The sequence below is a fragment of the Leucothrix arctica genome (genome assembly GCF_003172895.1).
In the GTDB taxonomy this organism is placed as follows: Bacteria; Pseudomonadota; Gammaproteobacteria; order Thiotrichales; family Thiotrichaceae; genus Leucothrix; species Leucothrix arctica.
Genome location: NZ_QGKL01000011.1, coordinates 98,199 through 118,268 on the forward strand (window position 1 = coordinate 98,199; position 20,070 = coordinate 118,268).

Annotated in this window: 20 protein-coding genes; 10 read left to right on the forward strand and 10 right to left on the reverse strand. The window is 44.0% G+C overall.

Annotated elements, in window-relative coordinates:
• Positions 1–76 precede the first annotated feature (76 nt).
• Complete coding sequence (gene sbcB / locus DKT75_RS03605) at positions 77–1,507, reverse strand: exodeoxyribonuclease I (RefSeq protein WP_211665140.1); 1,431 nt, start codon at positions 1,505–1,507, stop codon at positions 77–79.
• Positions 1,508–1,612: 105 nt separating this feature from the next.
• On the opposite strand from sbcB, the gene DKT75_RS03610 reads away from it, so the two are divergent.
• Positions 1,613–2,164, forward strand: coding sequence for a class I SAM-dependent methyltransferase (locus DKT75_RS03610; protein WP_109822069.1), 552 nt, complete (start codon positions 1,613–1,615; stop codon positions 2,162–2,164).
• Positions 2,165–2,168: 4 nt separating this feature from the next.
• Here the strand turns inward: DKT75_RS03610 and DKT75_RS03615 are convergent, their stop codons facing one another.
• Together DKT75_RS03615 and DKT75_RS03620 are read right to left on the reverse strand one after the other, a co-directional pair.
• On the reverse strand, positions 2,169–2,807 hold the full coding sequence (locus DKT75_RS03615) for a M50 family metallopeptidase (RefSeq protein WP_109822070.1): 639 nt from the start codon (positions 2,805–2,807) through the stop codon (positions 2,169–2,171).
• 159 nt (positions 2,808–2,966) lie between these two features.
• Positions 2,967–4,412 (reverse strand): Do family serine endopeptidase, encoded by a 1,446-nt coding sequence (locus tag DKT75_RS03620; protein ID WP_109822071.1) that lies wholly within the window; start codon positions 4,410–4,412, stop codon positions 2,967–2,969.
• A 113-nt stretch (positions 4,413–4,525) separates the two neighbouring features.
• Here DKT75_RS03620 and truC point away from each other — a divergent pair, with 113 nt between their 5' ends.
• Positions 4,526–5,254, forward strand: coding sequence for a tRNA pseudouridine(65) synthase TruC (gene truC / locus DKT75_RS03625; protein WP_109822072.1), 729 nt, complete (start codon positions 4,526–4,528; stop codon positions 5,252–5,254).
• Here truC and DKT75_RS03630 read toward each other — a convergent pair.
• Genes DKT75_RS03630 through phoB form a run of 3 tightly spaced genes read right to left on the reverse strand, consistent with a single transcriptional unit; the run spans position 5,226 to position 8,466 of the window.
• Positions 5,226–6,389 carry a M20 aminoacylase family protein gene (locus tag DKT75_RS03630; RefSeq protein WP_109822073.1) on the reverse strand — a complete coding sequence of 388 codons (1,164 nt, stop codon included), beginning with the start codon at positions 6,387–6,389 and terminating at the stop codon, positions 5,226–5,228. The genes truC and DKT75_RS03630 overlap by 29 nt on opposite strands.
• 25 nt (positions 6,390–6,414) lie before the next feature.
• On the reverse strand, positions 6,415–7,767 hold the full coding sequence (gene phoR, locus DKT75_RS03635; protein WP_109822074.1) for a phosphate regulon sensor histidine kinase PhoR: 1,353 nt from the start codon (positions 7,765–7,767) through the stop codon (positions 6,415–6,417).
• Between the two features lie 9 nt (positions 7,768–7,776).
• Positions 7,777–8,466: a phosphate regulon transcriptional regulator PhoB gene (gene phoB / locus DKT75_RS03640; protein ID WP_170310653.1), complete on the reverse strand. Its 690-nt coding sequence runs from the start codon at positions 8,464–8,466 to the stop codon at positions 7,777–7,779.
• 286 nt (positions 8,467–8,752) lie between these two features.
• Between phoB and DKT75_RS03645 the strand changes: the two genes are divergently transcribed.
• Genes DKT75_RS03645 through DKT75_RS03680 form a run of 8 tightly spaced genes read left to right on the forward strand, consistent with a single transcriptional unit; the run spans position 8,753 to position 15,565 of the window.
• Entirely contained in the window at positions 8,753–9,772 is a 1,020-nt protein-coding gene (locus DKT75_RS03645) for a DUF475 domain-containing protein (protein ID WP_109822076.1), read from the forward strand.
• A gap of 44 nt (positions 9,773–9,816) precedes the next feature.
• Complete coding sequence (locus DKT75_RS03650) at positions 9,817–10,422, forward strand: TerD family protein (protein ID WP_109822077.1); 606 nt, start codon at positions 9,817–9,819, stop codon at positions 10,420–10,422.
• Between the two features lie 19 nt (positions 10,423–10,441).
• Entirely contained in the window at positions 10,442–11,488 is a 1,047-nt protein-coding gene (locus DKT75_RS03655) for a TerD family protein (RefSeq protein WP_109822078.1), read from the forward strand.
• Positions 11,489–11,515: 27 nt separating this feature from the next.
• Positions 11,516–11,968 (forward strand): tellurite resistance TerB family protein, encoded by a 453-nt coding sequence (locus DKT75_RS03660; RefSeq protein WP_109822079.1) that lies wholly within the window; start codon positions 11,516–11,518, stop codon positions 11,966–11,968.
• A gap of 27 nt (positions 11,969–11,995) precedes the next feature.
• Complete coding sequence (locus DKT75_RS03665) at positions 11,996–12,574, forward strand: TerD family protein (RefSeq protein WP_109822080.1); 579 nt, start codon at positions 11,996–11,998, stop codon at positions 12,572–12,574.
• An 8-nt stretch (positions 12,575–12,582) separates the two neighbouring features.
• Positions 12,583–13,764, forward strand: a complete 1,182-nt coding sequence (locus DKT75_RS03670; RefSeq protein ID WP_146201314.1) for a phosphoribosyltransferase domain-containing protein — start codon at positions 12,583–12,585, stop codon at positions 13,762–13,764.
• On the forward strand, positions 13,761–14,474 hold the full coding sequence (locus DKT75_RS03675) for an HAD family hydrolase (RefSeq protein ID WP_109822082.1): 714 nt from the start codon (positions 13,761–13,763) through the stop codon (positions 14,472–14,474). Before DKT75_RS03670 ends, DKT75_RS03675 begins: the two co-directional genes overlap by 4 nt.
• A gap of 2 nt (positions 14,475–14,476) precedes the next feature.
• Positions 14,477–15,565 (forward strand): cysteine protease StiP family protein, encoded by a 1,089-nt coding sequence (locus tag DKT75_RS03680; RefSeq protein WP_109822083.1) that lies wholly within the window; start codon positions 14,477–14,479, stop codon positions 15,563–15,565.
• Positions 15,566–15,702: 137 nt separating this feature from the next.
• On the opposite strand, the gene phoU is transcribed toward DKT75_RS03680, so the two are convergent.
• The 4 genes from phoU to pstC all read right to left on the reverse strand — a co-directional run bounded on the left by phoU (position 15,703) and on the right by pstC (position 20,055).
• The gene (phoU, locus tag DKT75_RS03685; protein ID WP_109822084.1) at positions 15,703–16,437 is read right to left on the reverse strand and encodes a phosphate signaling complex protein PhoU; all 735 of its coding nucleotides are present in this window, start codon (positions 16,435–16,437) and stop codon (positions 15,703–15,705) included.
• 17 nt (positions 16,438–16,454) lie between these two features.
• On the reverse strand, positions 16,455–17,300 hold the full coding sequence (pstB, locus tag DKT75_RS03690) for a phosphate ABC transporter ATP-binding protein PstB (RefSeq protein ID WP_109822085.1): 846 nt from the start codon (positions 17,298–17,300) through the stop codon (positions 16,455–16,457).
• A gap of 67 nt (positions 17,301–17,367) precedes the next feature.
• Positions 17,368–18,648, reverse strand: a complete 1,281-nt coding sequence (pstA, locus tag DKT75_RS03695) for a phosphate ABC transporter permease PstA (RefSeq protein WP_109822086.1) — start codon at positions 18,646–18,648, stop codon at positions 17,368–17,370.
• A 15-nt stretch (positions 18,649–18,663) separates the two neighbouring features.
• Positions 18,664–20,055 (reverse strand): phosphate ABC transporter permease subunit PstC, encoded by a 1,392-nt coding sequence (gene pstC / locus DKT75_RS03700; protein ID WP_109822087.1) that lies wholly within the window; start codon positions 20,053–20,055, stop codon positions 18,664–18,666.
• Positions 20,056–20,070: the final 15 nt, after the last annotated feature.

Here is a 20,070-nt window from a genome sequence, read left to right on the forward strand (position 1 = left end):
GATGGGAGAATTATGGATGAAGTAAATATTAAGTTGGGTAAGCAAGGCGTAAGGATTTTGTAAAGAACGTCAGGGCTTACTGTAAGCCCTGTACCCAGTCTAATAAGCCCTGAAGCGTTTCTTTCTGTTCATCACTTAAGTCTCGTTGAGAAATATCCTGCATGGAATCTTGAAAGTCTTGTGCAGTAAAGTCACAACCGTATTCGCCATCAAGTAGGCGCGCGCGGCAAAACTCCTGCCATTGCCACTGTTCTTGTTGGTCGAGTGTTTCTGGAAAGTTACGTGCACGGTAACGGAACAACAGTGTTTGTAAGCGGGGGTCAGAGAAAACGATGTTTTCACTGGCTAGGCGCTCAGCAGACTGATTAATAACAAAGTTACATAGCTTACGGTCTGAGGCGTTGATAAAGCCGTTATAGAGTGCTGAGTCAGCGTCACTAGGCCCATGGTCACGCGTCTGCCCGTAAAGTTCAGCTAGGCGGTCTAGCAGCGAAGTATCCGCTAGTAGTATTTGCTTATGTTCTTCAATGACAGTCCAATCAATTTGCCATTTTTCAGCTTGTTCTGCTGACAGTGTTTTAGGGGGGGCTAGTGCAGGGCATTTATTGATATGAACACCTTTTAGCGCAAGGCGTGGTGGCATATCGTCGGTGCGTTCTGCATTGGGTGTGTAGAGGCTAGTCGCCATTTCTTCTGGTGTTGATTTTAATAACTGGTCAGGGTGCTGGCGCAGATCAAAACAGATTATTTCGTTTTTATTAACAGGATGCTGCATGAGTGGAATAACAGGCGTGATACAACCTAGTTCCGCAGGCACCATGCCTGAAATATGTAACACGACCTGCTGCTTATGCAGACTCAATAAGTCAGATGCCTTGTGCTTTTCACGTAATGAAAAGTAGAAGTCAAATAGGCGAGGCTGCTTGTCTTTAATCAGTTTTGCCATCGCAATGGTGGCGCGAACATCAACCAGTGCATCATGCGCACCTTCGTGTTCGATGTCGTTTGCTTCGGTGAGTAGCTCTAGGCGAAAACTAGTTACGCCAGGCTCGCGCTCAGGCCAAACGATTCCTTCAGGGCGTAGCGCATGAGTCATACGTACAAGGTCGAGTATATCCCAACGGCTATTGCCATTTTGCCACTCGCGAGCGTAAGGGTCGATGAAGTTACGATAAAAGCCAAAGCGGGTGACTTCGTCATCAAACCGTAAGCTGTTGTAACCGACACCACAAGTACCAGGCTTGGCTAGTTCTTCATGTATGCGATTGTAAAACTCTGATTCGGGTAATCCTTCAGCAGCGGCCTTTTGTGGAGTTATACCTGTAATAAGTACTGCTTCTGGGTGTGGTAGGAAGTCAACGCTTGGTTGACAATAGATCATAACTGGCTCATTAATTATTTCTAGTTCCATATTGGTACGAATACCTGCAAACTGTGAAGCTCGATCCTTCCGAGGATTGACGCCCCACGTTTCGTAGTCGTGCCAGAATAAGGTTTTCTCTGCCATGTTGCGATCCATTGTGTACGTGTATTAGTAGGTGGCTATAATACACGCTAAACAGCGCCAATTGTTGGATCGAAAGGAATTCTAAAAACAATCAGGAGGTTTATCATGTGGAACGACCGTTATAGCGGAGATGTCTATGTCTGCGGCACCATGCCCAATGATTTTTTGTACCGCGTCAGTAACTTCGTTAAAGGAAATAAGGTGTTATGCCTAGGTGAAGGCGAGGGGCGCAATGCCGTTTACTTGGCCCGTGAAGGTTTTGATGTGTCAGCGGTGGATTCTTCTCCACTTGCTCTAGAAAATGCGGAGCGTTTAGCTGATCAAAGTTATGTCGATATCAATACTCAGGTTGCAGAGCTCAGCCAATATGTCATTAAGCCTAAGCGCTGGAGTGGCATTGTTTCTATCTTTTGCCATTTACCATCAGCCGTACGTACTAGTCTTCATAAGAAAATAGTTGTTGGCTTAAAGCCTGGCGGAATTTTTATAATGGAAGCGTATCGTTCAGAGCTACTTGCATCATTATCTCAACTAAAACAAGAGTTAGCTGGTTTGGAGTTTCTTCATATCAAAGAAGTCGTGCGCGACGTAAATGAAGGCAGCTTTAAGAAAAAAAATGCAGAGTTAGTCCAGTTGGTGGCACGTAAGCCTTTTTAGGCGCTTACTTGCTTTCACGAACCCATTGTTCATAGTCAGACTTTGAGCTGAGCAAGCTTAGGATAATGCCTAATCCATCGTTAGGTGATGTGCCATTTTCGGTGCTTATGCCTAGCGGTATTAGGTTAATGACGGCACCTACTAGTGCAGCAAAGCCTAGGCTTTGTAGTGCTATTTGTAGGTAGTTGTCGTTTTGGGAAAACATTTGGTCTGTCCCTAAGAACAACATAATCCCAAAAAACACCAATAGCTCGATGCCGGGGCCAGCGAAATAGATCAGTGCGTGCTTGATGCGTACACCACTCATATTTAGCGGTGCAATCCGCACAAAACCTTCCAACGGAATCATACGGATTTCCATTGGCGCACCGAATAGGGTGGTTTTGTGAAAGATGTTACCCAAACCAATTACCGTTCCTTTGACTTTCCAACCGCACAGTTTTGCCATGAGTGCGTGACCGAACTCGTGTAAGAACAATAGTGGTACCCAAAAGGCTAGAAAGAACACGATGGAGAGTTTGCGGGGTTCGTAATTGCTGAGCAACTCCATGGTCATCATAAATAGGAATAGCCCAATGAGTATGAGAATAAATATCTTCTCACCGCGGGAGCTTGCGCCTTTGTCTTTCTGGTCAATGTACATAGCGTCGTAATCTCAAAAAGTGACTTAATGATGTGCTTAGTTGTTACTAAATAATAACTTATTTCTAAGCGGTAAACAGTCGCTTATAACAATGTTAGGGTATAAAAAAGCGCCCCTAAAAAGGGACGCAAAGGGTACAACTATGGAGAGTCTTTAGTGTTACTTCGGAATATAGGCAGTGATGTAGCGTGCAGAGTCTTCACGAATAACCAATAGAGGAACCGCTTTGCCCTTAGGCGCGTCCTTCATTGCTTGCTTAAGGTCGTCACCAGAAGTGATTTCGCGCTTGTTGAACGACACAATGATGTCATTGATAACGATACCTGCTTCTTGGGCAATACTGTTAGCCATGACTTGGTTAACAACGACGCCACCCTTATAACTTGCACTAATCTTATCGCGCTGCTCTGGTGACAGTACGCCAACAACAACACCTAACGATCCTTTAGTACGTGCGTCAGAGACAACTTCAGCCTTAGCATCTTTAGTCAGAGTGCCAACAGTTACGTCTAGTTTCTTCTCAGAACCTGCACGTATAACCGTTACAGAAACCACTTTACCGATCTCAGTATTACCCACTAATGGCGGTAAGTCAGATGACGTGTAAACCGGAGTGCTGTCATAAGTAATGATTACATCACCGTGTTGGAAGCCTGCTTTATCTGCTGCACTGCCTTTCTCAATCTTAGACACTAGCGCGCCGGTTGGGCTTGGTAGGTTAAACGAGTCAGCTAAGTCTTGGCTTACATCTTGAATGTGTACGCCCAACTTACCGCGACTAACAAAGCCTTTTTCTTTCAACTGGTTAATAACATTTCTAACCGTATTTGACGGGATTGAGAATGAAATACCTTGGTAGCCACCGCTGCGGCTATAAATCATCGAGTTAACACCGACAACATTACCTTTCAAATCAAACAGTGGGCCACCTGAATTACCAGGGTTTACCGCAACGTCTGTTTGAATGAATGGAACATACGTCGTGTTTGCTTGGTTTAAGCTACGTGCTAGTGCACTAACAATACCTTGTGAAGCACTGTGCTCAAGTCCAAATGGCGCGCCAATTGCAACAACCCACTGACCCACTTTAAGCTTAGAAGAGTCACCAATGGTTACTGCTGGTAAGTCTTTAGCATCAATTTTTAGTAATGCGATGTCGCTAGCTTCATCAACACCAATCAGCTTTGCATCTAGTTCACGACGATCTTTTAGTGTCACACGAATGCTTTCAGCGTCATCAATTACGTGAGCGTTCGTTACAACATAACCATCTGAAGATGTTATGAAGCCGGACCCTAATGAATTAAAAGGACGTGCTCTGCTTTGACCTTGACTGTTTGAGTCAGGTTGCGGCATGTTTTTGAAAAATTCTCGAAGCTGTGGCGGCAGTGAATCAAGGTCTAAACCGCTGCTGGCGGCTGCCGTTGGGCTAGCGCTTCCTTTGGTTGCGATATTAACGACAGAGTTGCGATTCTTTTCGATCACATCCATGAGGTTAGGCAAGCCGTCGGCGATTGCAGGAATTGATGCGACCATTAATAGGCCGGTGACGAGCATCGTACTGAATGCTTTAACTGTTGTTGGCTGAATTGCCTGGCGAATCATTGTAAACTCCACTGGATTATTGTTGCGTGAAATATTGTCATGCACTTCATTACTAAATGTTTTCCGTTTGATTAAAAAATATTTATAAAGGCACAACAGGTAATATTCTCAATATGTTGGAAATTCTTTATCAAGACAAGGCCATTGTGGCGATTAATAAACCCTCAGGTTTATTGGTCCACCGTAGTCCTATCGATAGGCACGAAACCCGCTTCGCAATTCAGCTTACACGTGATCAAATCGGCCAACATGTTTACCCTGTTCATCGTCTGGATAAACCCACGTCGGGTGTGTTGCTGTTTGCACTTTCTTCAGAGGTTGCCGCTTTGCTAACAAAGCAGTTTACCGAGAAGGCCATTTCCAAACGCTACTGGGCGGTTGTTCGTGGTTATACGGAAGATAGTGGGGTTGTGGATTACGCATTACAAGAACAGCTGGATAAAATGACAGATCGTTTAGTTTCTCCAGACAAACCACCACAAGAGGCAGTAACTGACTATCAGTGCTTAAATAAAAGTGAGCTATCTTATCCTGTTGGGCGCTACCAGACGGCACGTTACACGCTGGTTGAACTATCACCTAAGACGGGGCGCAAACACCAACTTAGACGACACATGAAACATATTTTTCACCCGATTGTGGGCGACACGTCGCATGGAGACGGTAAACAGAATATCTTTTTGCGGGATACATTTGGACTATCGCGTTTGATGTTACACGCGAAGTCGCTACAGTTAGCCCACCCAATGACGGGTGAGCCTTTGCATATTGAAGCAGGGTTGCCCGATGAGTTTTCGGAGATGTTAGCGAAGCTTAAGCTAAACGGTTCTGCACAAGCTTGACCCAATAACTTGCACCCAGCGCTGAGACATCGTCATTAAAGTCATAGTGAGCGTTGTGTAGCATGCAGCCACCTTCGCCTTCACCATTGCCGACCCAAATATACGCACCGGGCAGGGCTTCCAGCATATAACCAAAATCTTCTGCAGCCATGCTTGGGTGTAAGTCACGTTGGACGTGCTCAGCGCCAACAACATCACTAGCAGCTTGCGCGGCATAACCCGCATGTTCCGGTGTGTTGATCGTCGCAGGGTAATGATTGACTAGTGTTAACTCACCTTTCGTACCGAAGGTTGCACAGATCCCATCTATCACTTCACCCATGCGTTTTAACAACATATCACCGTCTTCATTATGGTAGTAACGAATGGTGCCTGAGATGTTTACATCGTCAGGGATAACGTTGTGGGCATGTCCTGCGTTTATTTTGGTGATACTTAATACGGCAGACTTAAACGGTGATTTGTTACGAGAGATAATGCTCTGCAGTGCAGTGATTAACTGTGCGCTCGCAACGATAGGGTCAGTGACTTTATCCGGCATTGCCGCATGGCCACCATGGCCAGTTATTTTGATGTCAAACGTACGAACTGCAGCCATAACCGCCGTATCGTGAACCGCAAATTCACCTGCTGCTAGTCCCGGCCAGTTGTGCATGCCGTAGACTTCTTTACAGGGGAAACGTTCGAATAGACCTTCATCAATCATAACTTTTGCACCCGCATCACCTTCCTCAGCAGGTTGGAAAATGCAATGTACCGTGCCTTTGAATTGATTGTTTTTGATCAGGTAAGCAGCCGCACCTAGTAGCATGGTACTGTGACCATCATGACCGCAACCGTGCATATGGCCTTCATGTAGCGACTTATGAGCAAAGTCATTGGCTTCTAGTATTGGCAGCGCGTCCATGTCTGCTCTTAAACCAATATGATCACCGTCTTCTGTGCCTTTTATAGTGGCGACGATCCCCGTCACCGCGATACCTCGGACAAAAGGAATGTCTAGTGATGTTAAAATTTGTGCAATGTAGTCGCTTGTTTTTAGCTCTTTGAAGGACAGTTCTGGGTGCTGGTGCAGCCAGTGTCTCCACGTAATCATCTGCTGGTGTAACGGTGAGGCCGTTTCGATAGGATTCATAGTGGAGACTCTTTATGTGCTGTTATTAAACGTCCAGTATAGGTGTTTCCTCGTCACTTGTGAAAGGTGGATCCATCACTCGTTCAATCGGAAATGTGCAGCGGAAAGTACTTCCTTTACCGACTCGGCTGGTGATTTTTAGTGCCGCATCGTGCCTTTGAAGCGCATGTTTAACAATCGCTAAACCAAGACCTGTGCCACCTTCGGCACGAGAGCGACCTTTATCTGCACGATAAAAACGTTCAGTCAGTCTGTCGATGTGTTGTTCTTCTATACCAAGGCCTGTGTCGACCACTTCCATGACCGCGTTGTTTGCTGTTTGATACCAACGAATGGTGATAGTGCCTTCTTCTGGTGTGTAATGAACAGCATTGGCGATCAGGTTAGAAAATACACCATGAAGCTCGCGAGTATTCCCTAGTAGCCATTGGTCTGAGTCTATGGCCAACTTTATGTCATGGTTTCTGCTACCACTTAAAATGATGGCGTCATCCGCGATGCCCTTAAGCATATCAGGCACTGGGACTTCATTTTGGTGGTTACTGCTTTGCTCACTTTCTAAATTTGATAATGTCAGTAGGTCTTCTACCAAACGAGTCATGCGGTCTGATTGCTGCTTCATTTGGTGGAAGATAGGTGCGTAAGCTTCTAGCTCGGGTTGATCATCGTCATCTAAGGTTTCGATGTAACCAACGATGACACTCAGCGGTGTTCGTAGCTCGTGCGAAACATTGGCAACAAAGTCCTGACGCACTTGTTCCATATGGTGTAGTTTGCTGAAGTCTTGAATGATTAAAAGGTGCTTGTCAGCATAGTTAATCATTCGAATATCAAGTTTGATTTTAGGGTCGTACGGTGAGTCTAAACGCAGATTTTCTCCAATGACTTTGTCTTGGTAGAAGTGAATAAAACTAGGGTCACGTACTAAGTTAGTAATGTGACTGCCTATATCTTCTTTTTTGCGTAGCCCTAACAAGGCTTCAGCTTTGTCGTTGCACCACTCGATGCGGCTGAGCTCATCGAGAATAATGACACCGTCGGGTAACGCTAAGCTGGCTTTACGAAATTGCCCAATTAGCCCGCGAGAGCGGATGTCGCTTGCTTGGTGGGCTTTATTTTTTTGATGTACTTTACTCGCAAATAAACTCCAAATGCCAAATAGCTCATCCGGAGGGCCGTGGCTTTTTCTCAAGCTGAGCCATTCCAGTAACAACTTTGCTTGGTAGATATGGTAGCAACTGAAACCAACCAAGCCGACCAGTAGCAAAACGGTAATAGGTATACCAGTGGTATATAGAAGTGCGCAGGCAAAGACGATCGCAAAAACTATTTTCAGTTCTCTGGTGATGACTTCGCTAAAGAACGTGCCCCAACTCATTTAGTGTGCCTATTGAGTTGGCGAGAGTCTGTAGCCAACACCGCGAACGGTTTGGATGAGTTTGTCATATTGCCAAGGGGCCAATGATTTTCGTAAGCGCAATATATGTACATCTACAGTACGTTCCTCAACGTAGGTATTTCTCCCCCACACATGATCAAGTAGGGCACCTCGGCTATAAACACGGTTTGGATTTTCCATTAAAAAGTTTAGCAGACGGAACTCCGTCGGACCCAACTCTAAAAGATTATCGTCCACTGTGACGCGATGACTTGCTTTGTCTAAGCGAAGGTTTAACGTTGTTAAAACCTCATCATCTTTTTTGTGCAACGTATTGCGACGCAACACCGCTTGAATACGTGCTATCAGTTCTTTAGGTGAAAACGGCTTGCTAACGTAGTCGTCAGCACCAGAGTTCAATCCGGTAATTTTATCATCTTCTGTCGTTTTAGCAGTCAGCATGATGACGGGAATATTGCTGGTAAATTTGTCTTTCTTTAGGCTTCGAACTAATTCGATACCTGTTGAGTCCGGCAACATCCAATCCATTAGAATGAGGTCGGGTTGTGTCTCGTTTAGTTGACACTGAGCTTGTCGAGCGTCGCCCGCTTCAATGGTGTTATAGCCTGCACGCTTAAGTGCAAAACCTAACATATGACGGATCGGCTGCTCATCTTCTACTAGAAGTATAGTTTCCATAATAACTTCTGCTATGTGGCTTTATCAGATCAGCTATTACAACAGAGCTATGTGTCAGCTATGTGACAAGGCAGGTATTATTACTCAAAGTGAGTAAATAAGTAATGTAATTTGGGACGGTATTTGGCTATAGGTTATACTTCATCGGTGTTTATATTGACACTTTCATGGCTTGCTGAGATGATTCGCGCCATCAAATATAGTGGCTTATAACTAATTAAATGTAGTATTAGGTTTACTCCAAATAAAAATAAACCCCCCATTCTTCATAGGTATCAGCTTACTAATGGACACACTTTTTAAGTATTATAAAGGCAGTTTTTTACTCTTTTTTCTCGGTATTGTGGCTGCTTTTTTTCTTGGCGGAATGCAGGCCGTATTTATCATCCTGATCCTTTGTATTTTAGAAATATCGTTGTCGTTTGATAACGCGGTGGTGAACGCTACTGTATTGAAAGACATGAGTGAAGTCTGGCGTCGCCGTTTCTTGACATGGGGGATTCTTATCGCTGTCTTTGGGATGAGAATTGTATTTCCTGTCGTGATTGTCAGTATTGTTTCAGGGCTATCGCCTTGGGCAGCCTTAGAAGTAGCGGTGAATGATCCTGATGCATACGCGGCTTATATGACCTCTGCCCACATATCCATCATGGCCTTTGGTGGTGCTTTCTTGATGATGGTTGGTCTAAGCTTTTTCTTTGATGATGACAAAGACCACTGGATTCCAGTGATTGAAAATCCTTTGTCTAGAATCAGCAATATCCCTTTTGTTGCTTATATTTTGGCGCTTTTGATCGTCGCAGTGATGGGCTTTTTAGTGTTATCAGGAGAGGATTCTCAGTCTTTTTTAACCGCTGGCGTTTCGGGTGTATTGGTGTTTTTCGTTATTGAAAAAATAACTGAGTATATGGAGCATATTGAGAAAAAACGTGCAGTAGAGCAGGCCGCAAAAAGTGGTGCAGCCATGTTTTTATACCTTGAAGTACTTGATGCATCCTTCAGTTTTGATGGCGTAATAGGTGCTTTTGCAATTACAACGGATATCTTTATTATTGCAATTGGCTTGGGTGTTGGTGCGATGTTTGTGCGCTCCATGACAATTATGTTAGTTGAAAAAGGAACGCTAGAAGAGTATGTGTATTTGGAGCATGGCGCGTTTTACGCGATTGTTGCGTTAGCAAGTATCATGTTCATCAAGACAGTTGGGCATGTGCCAGAGGTGTTAACAGGGCTAATTGGTGCTGGTTTTATCTGTGTTGCATTTATTCATTCAATTATGCTCAAAAGAAAAGAACAAACGAATTAAGCCTAAAAATAATATTACTAATTTTCAAATAGGAGATCACGACAATGGCAATCAGTCTAGAGAAAGGCCAACGAGTTAGTTTAGAAAAAAATGGTGGACAATTAAGCCGTGTTTGCGTGGGTGTGAACTGGGGTGCCATAGAGAAAAAAGGTTTCTTTGGGACTAAGAAAAAAGCGGTTGATTTGGATGCTAGCGTTGGCTTCTTTGATGCAAATAAGACCTTAATGGACGTCGTCTACTTCGGTCAACTAAAGAGCAAAGATGGTTCAGTGAGTCACAGTGGTGATGACCGTACTGGCGATGTTGATGGTGATGATGGCCTAGATAACGAAATCATTACGGTTGAGTTGAACCGTGTTCCTGCAGAAGTTGCACATGTTGCTGTGCTATTGAATAGCTTCCAAGGTGATGACTTTGCGACGATTCCATTCGCTACAGTGAGATTGTACGAAGGTACACCTGAGCGAGTAGACAGTGTTTTAGCAGACTACAATATTGCTAATGACGCAAAGTTCAAAGGTGCAGTATCAATGGTTTTAGGTGTGTTATATCGCCATAACTCAGGCTGGAAATTTAAAGCAGTAGGTGACCCTACTCAAGACAAAGGCCTAGAAGACACATTGAAAACAACTGCTAGCTCATACCTCTAATATTTTTGATGGTGACTGAATGATGCAACGACTCATTTCAGGACAAAAAGTGGCGTTGACGGATGTCAGCTATCGATTGCAGATAGATATATCCAGTTGGCAGTGGGGGGTGATTGTGCTTAAAGCAGGTCACTCTGCTATTTTGTCGTCTGATGATTTAGGGTTAACGCGTGATGGTAATCAACTGATGGTTGATTTTCAGAGCTTGGATTCCTCTATCGAAAGGATAGTCATTTTTATTCATACCAATGCCTCTGATGAGTTGAACACTGAGGCGCTAAGTACGACTTTATATCCAGGGTCATCTGATCAAGCACAGTTCAATATTTTACTTGAACAGCAATCTCGTTCAGAAAGGGCATTGAATTTACTAGAAATGTACCAACATAAGGGTAAGTGGAAGGTAAGTTGTGTGTGTCAGGGTTTTGTTGAGGGTTTAGACCGTTTGTTAGGTCTGTATAAACTCAATAGGCCGGTCAGTCACTCATTAAATAAACCAGCACCTCAACGAACAAAACCTGCTGTGAATAATGGTAAGGGAAGTATCGAGATGAGTTGGGATATGGCTGAAGAGAGTCAGCATTCTCCACAAAAACTATACGTTGGTAGTCAGTTTAATGTGATTTCTGATTTTCGTATTGGTTGTTTTTACCAGCTACGCAATGGTCAGGTTGGGCTTGCGCATAGTATAGAAAAAAGTGAGTCGGGATCTTTTATTGGTGTACCGTATATAGAAGCCTCTCGAGAGCTGGATAAGCATTTTGAGCAGTTGAAGATTAATCTGCAATACCAGCATAAGTTACACCGTTACTTAATATTTGCCTTCATGGTTGAAGGGTATGGGTATTGGAAGGCACACAATATCAAAATCAACGTTCAGGTTGATGGTGTGGAGCCAACGATATTAACCCCCGATTCTCTGATGGTTAAGCCAGTTCACGCGGTTGCGATGCTGGAGTTTGATCAAGGAAATACCGAGCTAACGCCATTGAATGAATACTTTGAAAACTTACCTTCCATGGATCAAGCGTATGGTTGGGGTTTGCAATGGCGTCAAACACAGTAATTTTAAAATAAATTTAAGGGAGTCATTATGAGCTTTGCCAATTTTATGTCTGATTTGAAAAACAAGGCAAGTGGTTTAAAAGACGAAATATCGAAATTTAAAAACAAAAAATTCCTCAATGCTGCCACAGCAGGTGCAGCGCTAATTGCGATGGCTGATGGAGAATTGGATTCTGAAGAAAAGAAGAAGATGCTCAAGTTCATTGAAAGTAATGACGCACTATCTGTCTTTAAAACATCGGAAGTGATTGGTTCTTTCAAAGAGTACATTGAGAACTTTGAGTTTGACCAAGATATTGGTGAGTCAAAAGCGTATGAGGCGATTAATCTTCTTAGAGGTAATGAGGTTGAGTGCCGTACAGTGATGCGCTTGATTTTATCTGTTGCAGCAGCAGATGGCGTTTTTGACGATAATGAAAAAGCAGTTGCAAGAAAAATCGCGGTTGAGTTAAATCTTTCCCCGAGTGATTTCGAACTTTGAAAGTCAAATAAAAAAGGAGTAGTAAAAATGGGTGTTTCATTACAAAAAGGCGGCAACGTTTCTTTAGAGAAAGTTGCTCCAGGTATGACAAAGTGTGTCTTAGGTTTAGGTTGGGATACGCGCGCGACAGATGGTGCAGATTTTGATTTGGATGCTTCTGTATTCATGGTTGGCGAAAATGGCCAAGTACGCGGCGACAGTGACTTTATTTTTTACAACAACTTGAAGTCGACTGAAGGTTCAGTTGAGCATACTGGTGACAACCTAACGGGTGAAGGCGACGGTGACGATGAGTCAGTTAAAGTTAATTTGCCACTTGTTCCAGCAGATGTTTCAAAAATCATCTTGGGTGTCACTATTCATGACGGTGAAGCTAGAGGTCAGAACTTCGGCCAAGTTTCGAATGCGTTCATTCGTATTGTGAACCAAGATAATAATGAAGAAGTTGCTCGTTATGATTTATCTGAGGATTACTCTGTTGAAACTGCGTTAGTTTTTGGTGAACTTTACCGTCACAACGGCGCTTGGAAGTTCAAGGCAATTGGACAAGGTTTCGCTGGCGGCTTAAGCCCAATGGCAAAACAATACGGTGTTAGTGTTGGTTAATACCCTGCTTGATTGTTTTGAAACGTATGCTTGATCAGCATCGGGCAACGTTAATAACGGGGCAGTTGGACATTACGGTAACGGATGAACAGCTGCCTTTAAATGACTTATTAACCTTTGGTGCCAGACAAAATCCAAAGCGACGATACCTATTCATTTCAAAGGTATTGGGTAAGTACGTTCCTTGTTACCCCAGAGTAATGAGACGGTCTTATCAACAATTAGCCGCCACTATTTTGAAAGAAGGCGTGCACGGAAATATTCGGGTGTTAGGTGTTGCTGAAACTGCAACAGGTCTTGGTGCAGGGGTTGCGCAAGAACTTCAGCGTCAGACAAATACTTCATTGTTATATAGTCATACCAGTCGTTATGAGCTGAAAAATCCCATTTCGTTTTCCATTAGTGAGGTTCATAGTCATGCGCCGTCACATATAATTTATGAGTTGGACGATGAATTACAATCGATTGATATTGAAACATTGGTCATTGTTGATGATGAGATTAGTACCGGACAAACGCTTGAGCAGTTAACTCGTCAGCTATGTGATCGTAATCCAAAGTTGAAGAAAGTGATTTGGGTATGTCTGGTTAATTGGCTTTCTGAGGATCGACGAGCGCAGCTCCAAGCAAGTGTTCCTCAATTAGAGTTAGTATTTTGTAGCTTACTCAGTGGTCACTTTCAGTTTGAGCCGAATGAGGATGTCGCACTAGGATTACCAGAAAAAACGGCAACGGGCCTTTGTTCTATTGATCAGAGCGAGGAGTCAATCCATGCTCAGAAAAGTCGAACGGGCTATCACGTCACTGACTCTCAAGCCTTTAGTTTCGTAGGTCCTAATCAACAAGTATTAGCTGTATCAGACTTTGACCCAGAACAGGCTTATATGATTATTGGAACCGGAGAGTTTACTTTTCAACCTTTCCTGTTTGCAGAAGAAATGGAGCAACATGGGCTGGATGTGTTGATGCAGTCAACGGGACGCTCACCCATTTTGGAAGGGGAAGGCGTTGACCGTAAAGAGAGCTTCTTTGATGAAAGTCATGATGGAATGCTGCATCTTTATAACCGGTGCGTATCACGGAAACCAATTATGCTGTATGAAACCGTTGACCAATATTTAAAATGTCCAGTGCGTACGAGCATTAATGCGACGGCAGGCATTTTAAGTGACAGGTTGGAATCAGCATGAAGGTAGTTGTTTTTTCGGATATTGACGATACGTTGATAGCGGCAAAGTCGGCATGTCCGAATGATGCTGTCTTGCAGCCCGCAGGCGAGCGTTCAAGCTCATATACAACCCAACATCAGCGTAGCCTTATTGAATTGTTTTCAGCTCATGAGCTTATCCCTGTGACTGGTCGTAATAAAGCGGGCTTGGATCGTATCAACATTCCCTTTAAAAGCTTCAAAGTCGTGTCTCATGGCGCGGTTGTTCTGGATGCTAATGATGAGTTGTTACCTGATTGGGTCAAATATATTCAAGAACTAAGTCAGCTCTGGCTACCAATATTGAATCAATATAATGCTGACATTAATGCATTTATTGATCAGGAAAGGTTGAGTGTTCGATGCCGTGTTATTAGTGATTTTGGCTTTCCATGTTACTTATCCATCAAGGGTGAGGTGGGTGACTTATCTCGATTAGATAATTTTTCCAGCAGTTTTTGTGCCTTGGGTGACAATGCTCGCGTCCACTTGAATGGAGGCAATATGGCATTGCTGCCACCTTATGCCTGCAAGAAACTAGCGGTTGAGTTCTTACAGAAACAGTACCTGGCTGCAGAAGAGGGTGTGCTTTTTCTAGCGGCGGGTGATAGTTGCTCAGACCTTCCTTATATGAATAGCTGCGACTTTTCGCTTATTCCTCAACGCAGCCAAATTACTCAAGAAAGACTATAACAATGAAGACAACAGATTTAACGTTTATTACGGGTAGTTATACGGAGCAAGATTGTCGGTTTTTATTGCAACCCATCCAACTAACCATGTTGAGTGTGGAAGAGAAGGAACGACAGTTACAGTCTGGGAAGAAACACTATTCTGAGATGGTTTCACAAGAGGCCGCGCCCAGTCGAGCTTATCTGGATGTCTTTTATGCACTAGTAGAGCAATACCGACACCGTCTAGCTCAAGAAATTGCAGACTTAGCTTATCAAGTGAATCAGTTAAAGGGCGGGCAAGTTACCGTCGTTTCATTGGCTCGTGCAGGAACGCCAATTGGTGTGCTGCTCACTCGCGCCTTGCGTCACTATTATGGTTCGGAGGTTGAGCATTATTCTGTTTCAATTGTGCGTGATAAGGGTATTGACGAAGCAGCCTTGGAATATATTGAAGCCGCAGGTCGCCCCGCTGAAAGCATAATCTTTGCTGATGGCTGGACGGCGAAAGGAGTCATTACGCATGAGTTAAAAACTGCTGTTGCCCACTGGAATGCGCACCATGATTATCAGATACCTGATGATTTGTGTGTGGTATCGGATATTGGTGGAACGGCTGATATTGTCGCAACGACAGAAGACTATGTGATTCCTTCTGGTATTTTGAATAGCACTGTTTCAGGGCTTATTTCACGCTCAATACTATTGGCACAGTACCACGGTTTTCATCAGTGTGTAATGTACACAGAATTGCAAGAACATGACTTGAGTAATTGGTTTGTTGATGAGGTTTCAGGTTTGTTTAAGCAGTGCCAACCGCGACAAATCCAAGTTGCTCAAGTGTCTGCTGAGCAACGACGTGCAGTCATGCTTGAATACATTGAAGGGCTGATGGCGAAGTACGATGTAAAAGATCGTAATCGAATTAAACCCGGTATTGCTGAAGCGACACGCGTGATGCTGAGACGCATTCCTCGATTGCTAATTGTGCGAGATCTCAAGGATGAAAATGTAAATCATCTTGTTTTACTGGCTAAGGACAAAGGCGTTAAGGTACTTGAAGATGCGAGAATGCCTTTTAATGCAGTGTCACTGATAGCTGATGCTATCTAGAGTCAAAACTCTTGCCTAGCAGTGGTTATCTAGTTTCTGAGCTGGCACTGAGTGATCTATCTTGGGGAAGGTAATTATTTACAATGAGACCCTACTCTGCTTGTGGGTAAGCAGAGTAGGGGGCATTAATTGCTTAATTAGGTTTTCTTATCTGAGTCTTTCGCCATATCTGGATATAGCTTCTTACGAATCTTTTTAAGGCTCGTATGACGAATATCTTTACCTTTAACGCGGTAGATAACGAATTCGCAAATATTAGTTGAGTGATTACCGATACGCTCAAATGCACGCGCACACCAAATAACACGTAATGCATTTTTGATGTTACGGGTGTCATCCATCATGTGAGTGATTAATACGCGAGATAAGTCATCAAACTCTTTACCAATATCACGACTCTTGCGAGCGACTTCCATTGCTTGCTCATCATCCATACGAGCGAATGCGTCTAGTGCTAGCTTTAGCAGTGAGTGAGCGAGTGTACCTAGGTGCTGTAACTGTGCGCTCATGCCTTGGTTGCTTGCATGAGTACCTAACTGCGAGGCATATAGGCCGATTTTTTCAGCCTCATCACCAATACGCTCAAGGTCAGTAGTGATCTTGATGATACTGAGTAGTAAGCGTAAGTCACCAGCAGCAGGCTGACGACGAGCGATGATGCTTGCGCACTCTTCATCAATCGCAACCTCTAGTTCATTAATCTCATCATCAGAAGCAGCAACGTGCTCGCCTAGCTCAGTGTCACGCTCAAGTACTGCGATCAATGCGTTGCTAACTTGCTTCTCTACCAAACCACCCATTTCTAGGGCTTTACTACGAATTTCTTCAAGCTCCTGGTCATAGGATTGAAGAATGTGTTCTCCGTCTTCCATAGCTGTCTCCTGTAAGCTTAGCCGAATCGGCCAGTAATGTAATTTTCAGTGAGTTTGTGTTCAGGGTTAGTGAACACCGTATTCGTTGCATTAACTTCAACCAATTTACCAAGGTGGAAGTAGGCGGTACGTTGTGAAATACGTGCTGCCTGCTGCATTGAGTGAGTTACGATTGCAATAGTGTAGTTGTGACGTAACTCATCCATTAGCTCTTCGATAATGGCTGTTGCAATTGGATCAAGTGCTGACGTTGGCTCATCCATCAAGATAACTTCAGGGTCAACTGCGATAGTACGAGCAATGCATAAACGCTGCTGCTGACCGCCTGATAAGCCAGTACCTGGCTTTAGTAGGCTATCTTTTACTTCTTTGAACAGACCCGCTTTAGTCAAACTTGCTTCTACCAAGTCATCTAGCTCAGACTTGTTTGTCACCAAACCGTGTAGACGTGCGCCATAAGCCACATTGTCATAAATAGACTTAGGGAATGGATTTGGTTTTTGAAACACCATACCAACACGTGCGCGAAGTAGCACAGGGTCTTGGTCTTTTGCGTAGATGTCTTGGCCATCTAGCGTTAAGTCACCCGTCACTTTACAAATATCGATGGTGTCGTTCATGCGGTTGAGTGCGCGTAAAAAGGTTGATTTACCGCAACCTGAAGGGCCGATCATCGCAATGATTTCATTCTTACCGATGTCTAGGTCAACACCGAAGATTGCTTGATGATCTGCGTAGAAAACATCACAACCACGAGCGGCCATTTTAACTTCTGCTTGGTCTTTTAGTAGTGGTTGTCCAACAGTATCAAGTATTTCTACATCAAACTCGTCACGTTTTTTTGTGGCTGTATCTGTGCTCATTCTGTATGTCCTGCCAAATTAATTTATTGTCTAACAATGTCTGTTTAAAAGTTGGTAGCCCGAAGGCTTACCAACGTTGCTCAAAGCGTTTACGTAGCATAATTGCAATCAAGTTCATCGTGATCAAGAACGCGAGTAACACCATAATTGCAGCAGAGGTACGCTCTGTAAACGCTCGCTCAGGACTGTCAGACCAGAGATAAATCTGTACTGGCATTACCGTTGAAGGATCTAAGATACCTTGAGGGACGTCAGAGACGAACGCAATCATACCAATCATTAGTAACGGTGCAGTTTCCCCCAACGCCTGCGCCATACCGATGATAGTACCTGTCAGTATACCCGGCATTGCCGTGGGTAATACGTGTTGGAAAACGGTTTGTACTTTTGAAGCACCTAAACCGAGTGCCGCTTCACGCATTGACGGTGGTACTGCTTTAATCGCAGCACGACTGGCAATGATGATGGTAGGTAGCGTCATTAACGCTAACACAAGTCCACCAATCAGCGGGGTCGACCGAGGTACACCAAAGAAGTTGATGTAAACCGCTAGTCCTAACAGACCGAAAACAATCGACGGTACAGCCGCTAAGTTGTTGATATTAATTTCGATCATATCAACCCACTTATTGTTTTGTGGTGCAAACTCTTCTAGGTACGTTGCTGACGCTACACCAATAGGGACGGCTAGGAACATTGTGATTAGCATGGTGAAAAGTGATCCCATTAAGGCACCACGGATACCCGCTTGCTCAGGCTCACGTGAGTCAGCTTCTGTGAACAACACCGTATTGAAACGTTTCTCTAGACGGTTTTCTGCTACAAGCTGGTCAATCCACCCAAGCTGGTAATCCTTAACGCGGCGATCATCTTCTGGGAGGTCACGATCAATATTACCTTTCATGAATACATCAACGTCGTCCTTAGCAAGGAACCAGTATGATGCAGTGGTATCCAGTATCGATGGGTTAGCAATAACCTTATCGCGAATATCGTAAGCCGCTGATTTACTCACTAAGTTGGTTAGTGCGCGACGTTGCTTACGATCTGTCACCTCAGGAAACTTAGCTCTCAGTGAATCTCGAATAATCCGAGAATAACTGGCAGTGTATAGCTCATCTTCTGTTGAATCCGCAGTTAAACCTAAAGTCTTACTGTCTATCGTAACGTCTACTTTGATATACGTTTGCTGAAAGGCAGGGTAGCCCTTGCTAATTATATCCGTCAGTAATACGACCAAAAAAGCCAAGCTAATTAAGATCGAAATAAGCCCAAACATGCGGAATCGCTTTTCACGCGCATAGCGTTTCTTCAAACCGGCTTCAACTATTTGTGTACTTTTGTTCATGAGAATTTCCCGGAATTAATCGTACTGTTCGCGATATTTGCGAATGACGTGAAGTGCGACTACGTTAAGCATCAAGGTAATCAGGAATAAGCCAAGGCCTAGTGCAAATGCGGCTAGTGTCTTGGGGCTGTCAAACTCTTGGTCACCTGTCAGCAGTGTCACGATCTGAACAGTGACGGTGGTTACCGCTTCCATTGGGTTGAATGTTAGGTTGGCAGACAGTCCTGCCGCCATCACAACGATCATGGTTTCACCAATAGCGCGCGATGCTGCTAGCAGTACACCACCAATGATGCCAGGTAGGGCAGCTGGGATGATCACTTGCTTGATTGTTTCTGACTTAGTTGCACCCATTCCGAATGCTCCGTCACGTAGTGACTGAGGAACGGCAGTGATAACGTCGTCTGACAGTGAAGATACGAATGGGATAATCATGATACCCATCACTAAACCAGCCGCCAGTGCACTTTCAGAAGCGACGGTTAAACCAATCGATTCACCCAGGTTTCGAATGAATGGCGCAACCGTCAGTGCAGCAAAGAAGCCGTAAACAACCGTCGGGATACCCGCTAGGATTTCCAGTGTTGGTTTGGCAAAAGAGCGAAACTTAGGGCTTGCGTATTCTGCTAAGTAGATTGCGGACATCAAGCCTAGTGGTACGGCAATAATTAGTGCAATCAGCGAGATTAATAAGGTACCAACAAATAGCGGTACCGCACCAAATGATCCAGAGCTTCCTGCTTGGTCAGCACGTATTGCTGTTTGTGGGCTCCATTTGGTACCAAAAAGGAAGTCCCAAACGGGTACTGTCTTAAAGAAGATAATCGACTCGAAGATAACTGAGAAAACAATACCAACGGTGGTTAATATCGCAATCGACGCACAAAGAATCATTGACCAGCGAATCACTGTTTCTACTTTGTTTCTAGCGCGAGTTTCTGGTTTAACTAAGCGTAACCCTAAGATAAGGCCTAGTATTGCAACACCTAGAACGACAACTGTTTTTGCTAGTTTGCTGATGTTTTGTAAGCTGGCGTAACGTTCTGCAGCGGCTCTTTTGACAGGATCTTCAATTTGATCGATTTGGCCTTCTTTTGCCAGATTGACAATCTCATTTAAGAATAAACCTTTTGTATCAGCGCCTTGAGCTTGCATTTCAGCAGGTAGCGATGAAAAGGTCATGTCTGAAATTAGCTTGCCATCAAACGATGTCCAAAGCGCTAAAATGATTAATGCAGGTATCGCCGTCCAAATTACAACTAAATAGCCATAATATGATGGTAATGAATGTAAATTGCGACGCCCATTGCTCTGGCGCTTGCCGACCGCTAAGGATCGACCTCTACCAATGACATAACTGAATACCAGTAATGCCAGTAGCGTTATAAGAATTGTGTTTAGTGACATGCCGGAAAATCCACC

Bases quoted from the DNA above. Each gene is read 5' to 3' on its own strand.
- phoR (WP_109822074.1), bottom strand. From the start codon at position 7,767: ATGAGTTGGGGCACGTTCTTTAGCGAAGTCATCACCAGAGAACTGAAA.
- DKT75_RS03620 (WP_109822071.1), bottom strand. From the start codon at position 4,412: ATGATTCGCCAGGCAATTCAGCCAACAACAGTTAAAGCATTCAGTACG.
- DKT75_RS03645 (WP_109822076.1), top strand. From the start codon at position 8,753: ATGGACACACTTTTTAAGTATTATAAAGGCAGTTTTTTACTCTTTTTT.
- DKT75_RS03650 (WP_109822077.1), top strand. From the start codon at position 9,817: ATGGCAATCAGTCTAGAGAAAGGCCAACGAGTTAGTTTAGAAAAAAAT.
- phoB (WP_170310653.1), bottom strand. From the start codon at position 8,466: ATGGAAACTATACTTCTAGTAGAAGATGAGCAGCCGATCCGTCATATG.
- DKT75_RS03630 (WP_109822073.1), bottom strand. From the start codon at position 6,389: ATGAATCCTATCGAAACGGCCTCACCGTTACACCAGCAGATGATTACG.
- DKT75_RS03615 (WP_109822070.1), bottom strand. From the start codon at position 2,807: ATGTACATTGACCAGAAAGACAAAGGCGCAAGCTCCCGCGGTGAGAAG.
- DKT75_RS03655 (WP_109822078.1), top strand. From the start codon at position 10,442: ATGATGCAACGACTCATTTCAGGACAAAAAGTGGCGTTGACGGATGTC.
- phoU (WP_109822084.1), bottom strand. From the start codon at position 16,437: ATGGAAGACGGAGAACACATTCTTCAATCCTATGACCAGGAGCTTGAA.
- DKT75_RS03660 (WP_109822079.1), top strand. From the start codon at position 11,516: ATGAGCTTTGCCAATTTTATGTCTGATTTGAAAAACAAGGCAAGTGGT.
- pstB (WP_109822085.1), bottom strand. From the start codon at position 17,300: ATGAGCACAGATACAGCCACAAAAAAACGTGACGAGTTTGATGTAGAA.
- pstA (WP_109822086.1), bottom strand. From the start codon at position 18,648: ATGAACAAAAGTACACAAATAGTTGAAGCCGGTTTGAAGAAACGCTAT.
- sbcB (WP_211665140.1), bottom strand. From the start codon at position 1,507: ATGGCAGAGAAAACCTTATTCTGGCACGACTACGAAACGTGGGGCGTC.
- pstC (WP_109822087.1), bottom strand. From the start codon at position 20,055: ATGTCACTAAACACAATTCTTATAACGCTACTGGCATTACTGGTATTC.
- DKT75_RS03680 (WP_109822083.1), top strand. From the start codon at position 14,477: ATGAAGACAACAGATTTAACGTTTATTACGGGTAGTTATACGGAGCAA.
- truC (WP_109822072.1), top strand. From the start codon at position 4,526: ATGTTGGAAATTCTTTATCAAGACAAGGCCATTGTGGCGATTAATAAA.
- DKT75_RS03665 (WP_109822080.1), top strand. From the start codon at position 11,996: ATGGGTGTTTCATTACAAAAAGGCGGCAACGTTTCTTTAGAGAAAGTT.
- DKT75_RS03610 (WP_109822069.1), top strand. From the start codon at position 1,613: ATGTGGAACGACCGTTATAGCGGAGATGTCTATGTCTGCGGCACCATG.
- DKT75_RS03675 (WP_109822082.1), top strand. From the start codon at position 13,761: ATGAAGGTAGTTGTTTTTTCGGATATTGACGATACGTTGATAGCGGCA.